This window comes from Shewanella sp. 4t3-1-2LB, assembly GCF_017368415.1.
GTDB classification, from domain to species: Bacteria; Pseudomonadota; Gammaproteobacteria; order Enterobacterales; family Shewanellaceae; genus Shewanella; species Shewanella fodinae.
The window spans coordinates 1-9,596 of sequence record NZ_JAFNJD010000068.1 but is presented as its reverse complement, the minus strand read 5'-3'; the positions used below and the strand labels follow the sequence as shown (position 1 = coordinate 9,596).

Sequence of the window (9,596 nt, the reverse complement as noted above, 5' to 3'; positions counted from 1 at the left end):
ACCCTGCAGGACAACACCAGTGGGGATGACACCACCGCCAGCTTCGCCGTAGTCGTCACCGACAGCGATGGCGATACCGCACCCGCCGGTGCATTGGTGATTAACATTGTCGATGATGTCCCAACTGCCGTCGCTGATACTGACAGCATTGCCGCGGCCGACAACAGCGCCAGTGGTAACGTTATCACTGGGGTGGGTACCACCAACAACGGCGCCGATACCGTGGGGGCCGATAACGCCAGCGTCACCGCTATCGCCCATGGCAGCAACAGCAGTTACACCACTAACCCCGATGGCTCACTGTCGATTGCAGGGGACTATGGGGTCCTGACCATTGCCGCCGATGGTAGCTACAGCTATGCCCGCACCGAAGGCTCTCAAGGGGGCGTCAGCGATGTCTTCACTTACACCCTGACCGATGGTGATGGCGACAGCCAACCTGCCACCCTGACCATTAGCATTGGGGATGACACCCCAACCGTGGATATTCCACAAGCGGGTGGCGATACCACCACCGTCGATGAAGCCGGTCTGCCCGCCCGTAACGGCGAGCCAGCAGGCTCTCATGCCGGTGATGGCAGCAACAGCACCAGCGGGACCATCGCCTTTACCGCCCATGATGGCTTGCAGAGCATCACCTTAGGGGGTCACACACTGACCGGGACCGCGCAGGACTTCGGCGACGGGCTGACCGCGTCTTACACCTTTGACGCCGCGACCGGTACCGGCACTATCAGTTACAGTTACACCCTGCAGGACAACACCAGTGGGGATGACACCACCGCCAGCTTCGCCGTAGTCGTCACCGACAGCGATGGCGATACCGCACCCGCCGGTGCATTGGTGATTAACATTGTCGATGATGTCCCAACTGCCGATGTTGATAGTTTCTCTGTACCAAACGCGGCCCAGGAACATATTGGCAATTGGACTGTGGTTAGTGGCGCCGATGATTTCAGTTCTGAGTCACAGCTGATCAATTCAGATCAGGGTATTAACATTAATTTGCTGACATCATTAGGGTCAAATGTAAGTCTCAGTCGCGAAGATATTTATGACGGCTCCGTTTATATGGGAGAGAAGTTAACTGCTTCATATGATAACAACGGCTCTAGTGAAACCTTCTTTACCTTATATATGAAGGCTGACGGGACTTATTCTTTTGACTTAGTCACACCAAATCCTGTCATTACCGAATCTGTTGCATTTGATCAGAAAATAGATGGTGGTAATGGCATAGTTTTATGGGCTAGTGATTTCTTAAGCACAATTGATACTGATATTAAATTTACTTCAACCTCTGGTTCTGTTAACTCCAGTACTCAGGGTATTGGTATTGGAAGTAATTGGCTGGATAGCGGCGAAAGCCTGACTGCAACCTTCTACGATGCGGGACAAGTCGTACACCAAGCCGTAGACCAAGTATCGCTGTCATTTGACTCTCAAGGCAATGGCAGTGGCACCAATCTGACGCTGCAGTTGTTAGGTGCTGATGGTTCAGTTCTGACCACTGTGACAAACGTCATTGTGGGTAACGATGGCACTGTGACCATCAACGCATCTGACTATAACTTAAGTGATTTCTATGGTGTTAACATCCAGAGTACTGGTGGTGATTCTGTTCGTCTGTCAGGTATGTCAACATCTGTGGATATTCTGCCAGATGATCAGACGCTTAACTTCCAGGTCGGTGTTGTCGATGGTGATGGTGATCAAGCGACAAGTGATTTCAATATCACTATTGAAGGTGGTAGTACACCAGCCGAAAGCACCATTGTTGTAGGGAATAACAACTCTGATACACCGCAAAGTACTACTCTACATGTCATTGGTGACGGTGCGGGGCTAATCGCTGGCGGTGATGGCAATGATGTGCTGGTAGGTGATACCGGTGGCAACACCATTACTACAGTTCCCGGCGCAAACTACAATATCGCACTTATTGTGGATACCTCTGGAAGTATGGATTACGCTTCTGGCACCAGTGGCAAGAGCCGCTTAGAGCTGGCACAAGATGCACTGAAGCAGCTTGCAACTCAGCTTAACGGGCATGATGGCACAGTAAACATCACGTTAATTTCTTTTGCCAGCGGTGCGGCAGAGCAAATTACACTGAATAATTTTAGTGCCAACGACCATAAACTTGAGCAGTTGACTCAGGCTATCGATGATTTGTCAGCAAATGGTGCGACCAACTATGAAGCGGCACTCAAAACTGCTGAATCTTGGTTTGATGGTAAGAATGTAGGGAACACTGGTGACTATATCAACATGTCATTCTTCCTGACCGACGGTAACCCAACAACCTATACCGGTGACCGCTCTAATTCAGGTAGCAGCACAGATGTTAATGATATGTCACTGGCGATTGCAGCCGCAGATTCACTCATCCATGGCAATGGATATAGTGTTAGCCTGAATGCTATCGGCATAGGTAGTGGCATTAATAGTGATTTCTTACGCTATTTCGACAATACATCTACTGTAAATACAAATGTTACGACAGCAGTAGGAGGACACTGGGAAGGATCTTGGTGGAATCAGCATTGGGTTGATGACTATGTTACCGGCGATATTGGCCAACCGCAGATCATCAACACTGCAGATCAATTGCAAGCAGCGTTACAAGATGGTTTCCAACAGTCTAATCCGGCATCTGTTGGCGGTGATATCATCAACGGCGGTAACGGCGATGACATCATCTTTGGCGACGTGCTCAATACTGATGGGCTTGCATGGACCGGGTATGCCGCTGGCACTCATGATGGCGAAGGTTTACAAGGACTTCGCGATTACTTGGCGGATGTATTAGGGCACAACGCTTCCAATGATGAAATTCGTTTTTACATCCAGACCAACTCCGCATCATTGAATATCAGTGACGACAGTCGTGGCGGTGATGACGTTATTCATGCCGGTAATGGCAATGATATTGTCTTTGGACAAGGTGGCAACGATACCATCTACGGAGATGCGGGAGATGATCTGATTTACGGTGGTACTGGTAATGATGTTATCGATGGAGGCCAGGGCAAAGACACTATTTTTGGTGGCTTAGGTGATGACACGCTGACCGGCGGTAATGGAAAAGATACCTTTATCTGGCAAGCCGGAGAAACGGGAACTGATCACGTTACTGATTTCACATTAAATCAGGACAAGTTAGATATCAGCGACTTGTTAACTAACTGGGATGGCAACAGCAGCACTTTAGATAATTACCTGCACATTAGTGTAGATAATGGCAGTACGGTGATTACTATTGACGCCGATAGTAATGGTACTACCGACCAAACCATAGTGCTGGATGGAACCGACGTGTCTTCTTATGGCAACACTAGCAGTGCAATGATCCAAGGGCTGGTTGACAGTGGTAATGGTCCACTGATCGTCAGCAGCGATGCTGCGGATGCTGCTCAACCTGTATCGTCCGCTACCAGTGACATATTGAAACACACTGAGACTGTTTCACACGAGTCGTAATATTATCTAACAATCCCACCTTTCGGCTTTCGAAAGGTGGGACTTTAGCCGATACTTACATCAACCCTAACAACTACTTAAGGGACATGTCGTTTCGTGAGCACTGCTGCCTCTCCAAAAACTGAACAATGGACAATCCCGGCCTCATTAAGAGTCACCGTTGACCCACTTTTAGACTGTCTGGTACTGATGACTGAGTACTATGGCAGTCCCTGTTCGATTGAGTCTCTGGTGGCTGGCTTGCCCTTGTCCTCAGCCGAACTACCACCAGAGCTGTTGCCGCAGGCCGCTGCTCGCGCGGGGTTGACGGCCAAACTCAGCCGTAAGGGGTTAGATCAGGTTAGTGCCATCCAGCTTCCCTGTATTTTATTATTGAAGGACAAAAAAGCCTGCATTCTCAGAGAACTAAGAACTGAGCAACAACAGGCTGTCATCCAACTTCCTGAAACGGGAGGTGAGCAGATACTCACGATTGAGGAGCTAGAAGCGCTGTATGTTGGTTACCTGTTTTTAATTAAACAGCAGTATCGCGGCGACTTAGGATTCGATGTTTACCGTCATGACAGCAAAACACATTGGTTGTTGCAAACAGTAAAAGATGCCGCACCTATATATAGGGATGCCTTAGTCGCATCATTACTGGTCAATATATTTGCCTTGGTGTCACCACTGTTTGTTATGAACGTGTACGACAAGGTAGTTCCTAACCTCGCATTTGAATCGTTATGGGTACTGGCTGCCGGAGCGGGCATTGCTTATATCTTCGACTTTGTCATGCGCCAATTAAGAAGTTATTTAATTGATATCGCAGGTAAGAAAGTCGATATCATTGTTTCTTCAAGACTGTTTTATAAAGCTATTGGATTACCACTGGAAAAACGCTCCGCCAGTGTTGGTGGTATGGCAAGGCAGTTGGGGGAATTCGATAGTATCAGGGATTTTCTGACATCAGCCACTATCACCACCTTGGTTGACTTGCCATTTGCCCTACTGTTCATGTTGATTATTTTCTTGGTTGCCGGAGATCTCGCAATTATTCCGGTAATCGCCAGTGTCATTATTATTTCTTTTACGCTGATCATCCAACCTCGGTTAAAAACCGCGATAGAAGAAAGTAATAAGTTTTCCAGCCTCAAACATGGTCACTTGATCGAAAGTTTAGCTGCACTGGAATCCATCAAAGCCTATGGCGCTGAAGGTCTGGTACAAAAATCCTGGCAACAGATGATTGGGCATACCGCGAACTGGCAGTTAAAAACCAAGAAACTCTCTAATGCTGTATCACATGTAGCATCATTAACCGTACAACTGACCACTATTTTTGTGGTGATCCTTGGCGTTTATCGCGTAGCCGATAATGTTATCTCTATGGGCGGGATCATCGCTGCCGTGATGCTATCCAGCCGCGCGGTCGCCCCGATGGCACAATTGGCTGGGCTGATGACGCGCGCCAACCAGATGATCAGTGCGCTCAGGCAACTCGACGGTATCATGCTGCAAGAAGATGAATTTGAAAACAAAGGTCATCTGGTCAGCAAACAAAGATTAATTGGCAAGATTGAAGCAGACCATATCACCTTCAACTATCCAACATCAGAAAAACAGGTAATTAGCCCACTCTCTTTCAAGATCCAGCCCGGAGAAAAAATTGCCATTATTGGCAGAAACGGCAGTGGTAAAAGCACGCTAGCAAAATTGATGGTAGGTCTGTTTCAACCGTCAAGTGGTAGCCTGCGTTATGACGGTGTTGATGCTGGGCAAATTCACCCCAGCGATCTGCGGCGTAACTTTGGTTATCTCCCCCAGGATGTAACACTGTTTCATGGAACCATACGAGATAACATTTTATTTGGTACCCGTCAGGTTTCTGAACACCAATTGATGCGAGCGGTACAGCTTTCCGGCGTTGCCTTGTTTACTGCCATGGAGTCTGAAGGACTAGATACTCAGGTGGGCGAAAAAGGTGAAAACCTGTCCCGAGGACAGCGACAGACCATCGCGCTGGCACGTGCCATTCTCAATGACCCTCCCATCTTACTGATGGACGAACCCACCGCCAGCTTGGACGCCAGAGCTGAAAAACAGTTTATGCGCTCAATGATGCATGTCAGTAAGGAGCGAGCACTCATCATCATTACCCATAAGATGGAACTGCTGCAGTTGGTTGATCGTATTATCGTCTTAGATCGTGGCCACATTCTGGCTGATGGTCCAAAAGATAAAGTGTTGGAATTGCTCAATCACGGCTTGATGGCCGGAGGTCGACATGAGTAAGTTTCTTACCGCCCAAGATCTAGAGATGGTCGATGACGTCTATGGCGCAATGATGACAGAAGCCCCCTCCAGTCACAAACTGATCATCTGGGCAGTTGCCGCCATGATGTTATGTTTTTTGGTATGGGCCAGTTTTGCCTCCCTTGACCGGGTCACTCGTGGCTCGGGGAAAGTTATCCCATCGTCCCAGGTACAGGTAATTCAGAGTCTTGATGGCGGAATTCTGCAAGAACTGTATGTGCAGGAAGGCATGTTGGTTAAGAAAGGCCAACCTTTAGTACGCATTGACGACACTCGGTTCCGTGCTGACGCCGCACAGCAGCAACAAGAAGTGTATTCGCTTCGTGCCGATATCGTGCGTTTAACTGCAGAACTCAACAGCATTTTTATCTCAGATGTCGCCCAGGATTGGCGCGAGCAGGTAAAGATCATCAAAAAACCACCGGTATTTTCGGATGACTTGCGTAACAAAGACAGTGAATTGGTAAAGCGTCAGTTAGATGAATACAACGGTCGCTTGGATAACTTAAACAACCAGGTGGAAATCCTTGCGCGTCAAATTCAGCAACGGCAGCAGGAAAATGAAGAACTTGCTTCTAAAATCAATACATTGACGACCAGCTTTCAACTGGTTACCCGAGAACTAGAACTGACCAAACCACTCGCTGCCAAAGGTGTGGTTCCTGAAGTGGAACTACTGAAACTGGAACGCACCGTAAACGATATTAAGGGTGAGCTCTCCAGCTTGCGGGTCAACAGACCTAAAGTGAAAGCGGCGATGGATGAGGCCATTCTGAAACGGCGCGAAGCGGTCCTACAATACGCGGCAGATGCCCGCGCCCAATTGAATGATACCCAGTCCAAGTGGGCACGCATGACTGAGGCTCAGGTGGGAGCTCAGGACAAAGTGAATAAAGCCGTGCTGGTTTCGCCAGTGAACGGAACGGTAAAATCAATAGATATCAATACATTGGGTGGAGTTGTACAGCCTGGTGTCAATATCATGGAGATTGTACCTTCTGAAGATCAACTGCTGATAGAAACCAAGATCCTACCTAAAGATATCGCGTTTCTTCATCCGGGGTTGCCTGCCATGGTGAAAGTCACTGCTTATGACTTCACCCGCTATGGTGGCCTGAAAGGTACTGTGGAGCAAATTAGTGCCGATACTTCTCAAGATGAAGAAGGTAACAGTTTTTATTTAGTCAAAGTGCGTACTGAACAGTCGAGCTTGACTAAAGAAGATGGCACAAAGATGCCAATAATCCCCGGGATGCTGACTTCTGTTGATGTGATTACCGGGAAAAGGACAATCCTTGAGTACATACTTAATCCCATACTGAGAGCCAAAGAAACAGCGTTAAGGGAACGCTAGGCTCAAAGCTATTGAACCTTGGAGGGGTTTAACATGAACATGAAATTGAATCGGCAGGTTCGGCGCAGTGCGTTGGCGCTCGCTGTTGCCGCGCTGATGCTTCCGAGTGCCGGGTTCGGTCAGACCCTGGAACAGGCAGTCGCCAGGACTCTGGATAGCAACCCAGATATCAGAATTATTTTCAACAGATTTAAGGCCAAAGAGGAGCAAGTTAGTCAGGCCTATTCTGGTTATATGCCATCAGTTGATGTAACTGCAGGCTACGGCTATGAATATACCAACTCACCCTCTACACGTCGTCGACTTGCAGGGACTACCGACGATGAGATGGAACTGAAACGGGGTGAATTTGGTGTCAGTATCCAACAGATGTTGTTTGATGGTTTTTACACCAGTAGTGAAGTGGGTCGTACCCGTTACGAAGCTAGCGCTGAACAATGGAACCTGATGGCTACTGCCGAAGACAAGGCGCTTGAGGTTGCCAAGGTCTATCTTAACTACATTAAAACCCAGGAAATTTTAACGCTGGCCGAGAAAAACCTGAAGAGTCATCAGGATATCTATGATCAGATTAAACAGCGCACAGATTCAGGCTTGGGATCTACTGCGGACTTATCACAGATCACGGGCCGTCTGGCGCGGGCAAACGCTAATGTAATGTCATCCCGTAACAACTTCCTCGATGCCAAGAGCCAGTTCTACCGCGTGACCATGCAGGAGCCGGAAAATCTGATTGTGCCAGTACCAGATGCCGACATGCTACCGAAAGATGCGATGGATGGGGTGAAAATGGCGGAGGCTAAGCATCCGGTGCTCAAATCTGCTAGTCATGATATCCATGCCGCAGAATATGAACGCTCAACGGCACAATCCTCATACTATCCAAAGCTGTCACTGGAAGTCTCTGGCAACATGAATAATGACCTGAATGGCGAAGATGGCTCCAGCATTATTGCCAGTCAGAACGTTGGTGGTTACTACAATGATGTGCAAGCAATGGTACGCCTGAGATATAACCTGTTTGCTGGCGGTAAGGATCTCGCGCGTGAAAAACAAACCGCTTATAAACTGGGCGAAGCAAAAGAGATTCTGGAACGTGCCCACCGGGAAGTCGTTGAAGGTGTAAATCTGGCGTGGAACGCTTATGAGTTCTTGGAACCCCAGAAACTCTATATTCGCGAACACGTGATTGCCGCCAAGCAGACTCAAGTCGCTTATCAGCAGCAGTTCAACCTCGGCCAACGGACATTGTTGGACTTATTGGATACCGAAAATGAACTGTTTGAAGCACGCAAAGATTATCTCGGTGCAGAGTTTGATGAGATTATTGCTAAATATCGGATATTGAATGCAACAGGCCAGTTGCTTGATTCGTTGAGAGTGACCAGACCGGATGTCTGGAAAGGCGAACGCGAATATGAAGGGGGGGCAAAATAATGAAACTGTTACTGACTTCTATGAGCATTCTGTTGTTACTGTCAGGATGCGCTATGCGAGATACAGTCTCCATGGACTCCCCAACAACTCAAGTTTTTGATCTGAATGATAATGACCATGATGGCGTTATTGAGGCCAGAGAAAAATGTGCGGGCACCGTTGAAGGCGCAAGCGTTGACAACTATGGCTGTGGTCAAGTACGCCCGATAAATGAGCGCTCAGAGCTTAAGGTGTTGTTTGCCAATGACTCTTACTATATCGACCCGCAGTATTACAGCCAAATTCAGACCATCGCGGATTTTATGAAACAGTACCCGAACACTAAGGTGACGATTGAAGGCCACTGCAGTAAAACGGGGACTTATGAACACAATCTGGAGTTGTCACAGAATCGCGCGAATGCTGTCGTTAAAGTATTGCATGAGCAATTTGGGATAGCTGATGACCGATTAAAAGCAATCGGTTACAGTTACGATCGTCCAATCGATACCAGCGGTACGGCCTTGGCGCAAAAACGTAATCGGCGCGTTATCGCAGAAGTCAAAGGTGAAGACACTATGGCGGATATGAAGTGGACGATTTATTCTGTCGATCAAGAAGTTAAATAGGAAGTTAATCTCTCATTATGGTATGTGGCAGGCTGTTGACATTCAGGAGCTTAAAACAAGTCTGCCACTACACCCTGCTGGCATCGGCACTTGCTGTTTCGCTGTTACATGCCGATGTCGGCCTTAATGAACCCACTGTTGTCTCTTCTCTGGAACACACCTACGGTGAGCGCGCGGGATTGCGTGCAAAAGCTTGGTTCAACATCCTGCGAGATGCACAAGATCAGAGCGCCAAAGAAAAGCTCACAACAGTCAATAACTTCTTTAATTTGTTCCGTTTTGTGGATGATATAACCGTCATTCCGCAGCTAATTCCAGAATTTAAATAGCGTGATCTGGCGATCAGTTTTTCATAAAAACCACGGCACCATCTTGACCGCGATCGACAGTTTTGATCTATTGCTGCTATTTGACGGTCT

At 47.9% G+C, this 9,596-nt stretch carries 6 protein-coding genes; all 6 read left to right on the top strand.

What is annotated here, in order from left to right:
- On the top strand, positions 1-3,483 hold a 3,483-nt coding region (locus tag J3L11_RS17910), incomplete at its 5' end, for a type I secretion C-terminal target domain-containing protein (RefSeq protein WP_207571857.1).
- A gap of 96 nt (positions 3,484-3,579) precedes the next feature.
- Positions 3,580-5,757, top strand: a complete 2,178-nt coding sequence (locus J3L11_RS17905; RefSeq protein ID WP_207571856.1) for a type I secretion system permease/ATPase — start codon at positions 3,580-3,582, stop codon at positions 5,755-5,757.
- Positions 5,750-7,132, top strand: a complete 1,383-nt coding sequence (locus J3L11_RS17900) for an HlyD family type I secretion periplasmic adaptor subunit (protein ID WP_207571855.1) — start codon at positions 5,750-5,752, stop codon at positions 7,130-7,132. Before J3L11_RS17905 ends, J3L11_RS17900 begins: the two co-directional genes overlap by 8 nt.
- Positions 7,133-7,165: 33 nt before the next feature.
- The gene (locus J3L11_RS17895; protein ID WP_189618451.1) at positions 7,166-8,569 is read left to right on the top strand and encodes a TolC family outer membrane protein; all 1,404 of its coding nucleotides are present in this window, start codon (positions 7,166-7,168) and stop codon (positions 8,567-8,569) included.
- Positions 8,569-9,177, top strand: a complete 609-nt coding sequence (locus tag J3L11_RS17890) for an OmpA family protein (protein ID WP_207571854.1) — start codon at positions 8,569-8,571, stop codon at positions 9,175-9,177. Before J3L11_RS17895 ends, J3L11_RS17890 begins: the two co-directional genes overlap by 1 nt.
- Positions 9,178-9,212: 35 nt before the next feature.
- Positions 9,213-9,506 carry a hypothetical protein gene (locus J3L11_RS17885; RefSeq protein ID WP_207571853.1) on the top strand — a complete coding sequence of 98 codons (294 nt, stop codon included), beginning with the start codon at positions 9,213-9,215 and terminating at the stop codon, positions 9,504-9,506.
- Positions 9,507-9,596 lie beyond the last annotated feature (90 nt).

Excerpts from the sequence above, each read along its gene's own strand:
- J3L11_RS17900 (WP_207571855.1), top strand. The coding sequence starts at position 5,750 with ATGAGTAAGTTTCTTACCGCCCAAGATCTAGAGATGGTCGATGACGTC.
- J3L11_RS17895 (WP_189618451.1), top strand. The coding sequence starts at position 7,166 with ATGAACATGAAATTGAATCGGCAGGTTCGGCGCAGTGCGTTGGCGCTC.
- J3L11_RS17890 (WP_207571854.1), top strand. The coding sequence starts at position 8,569 with ATGAAACTGTTACTGACTTCTATGAGCATTCTGTTGTTACTGTCAGGA.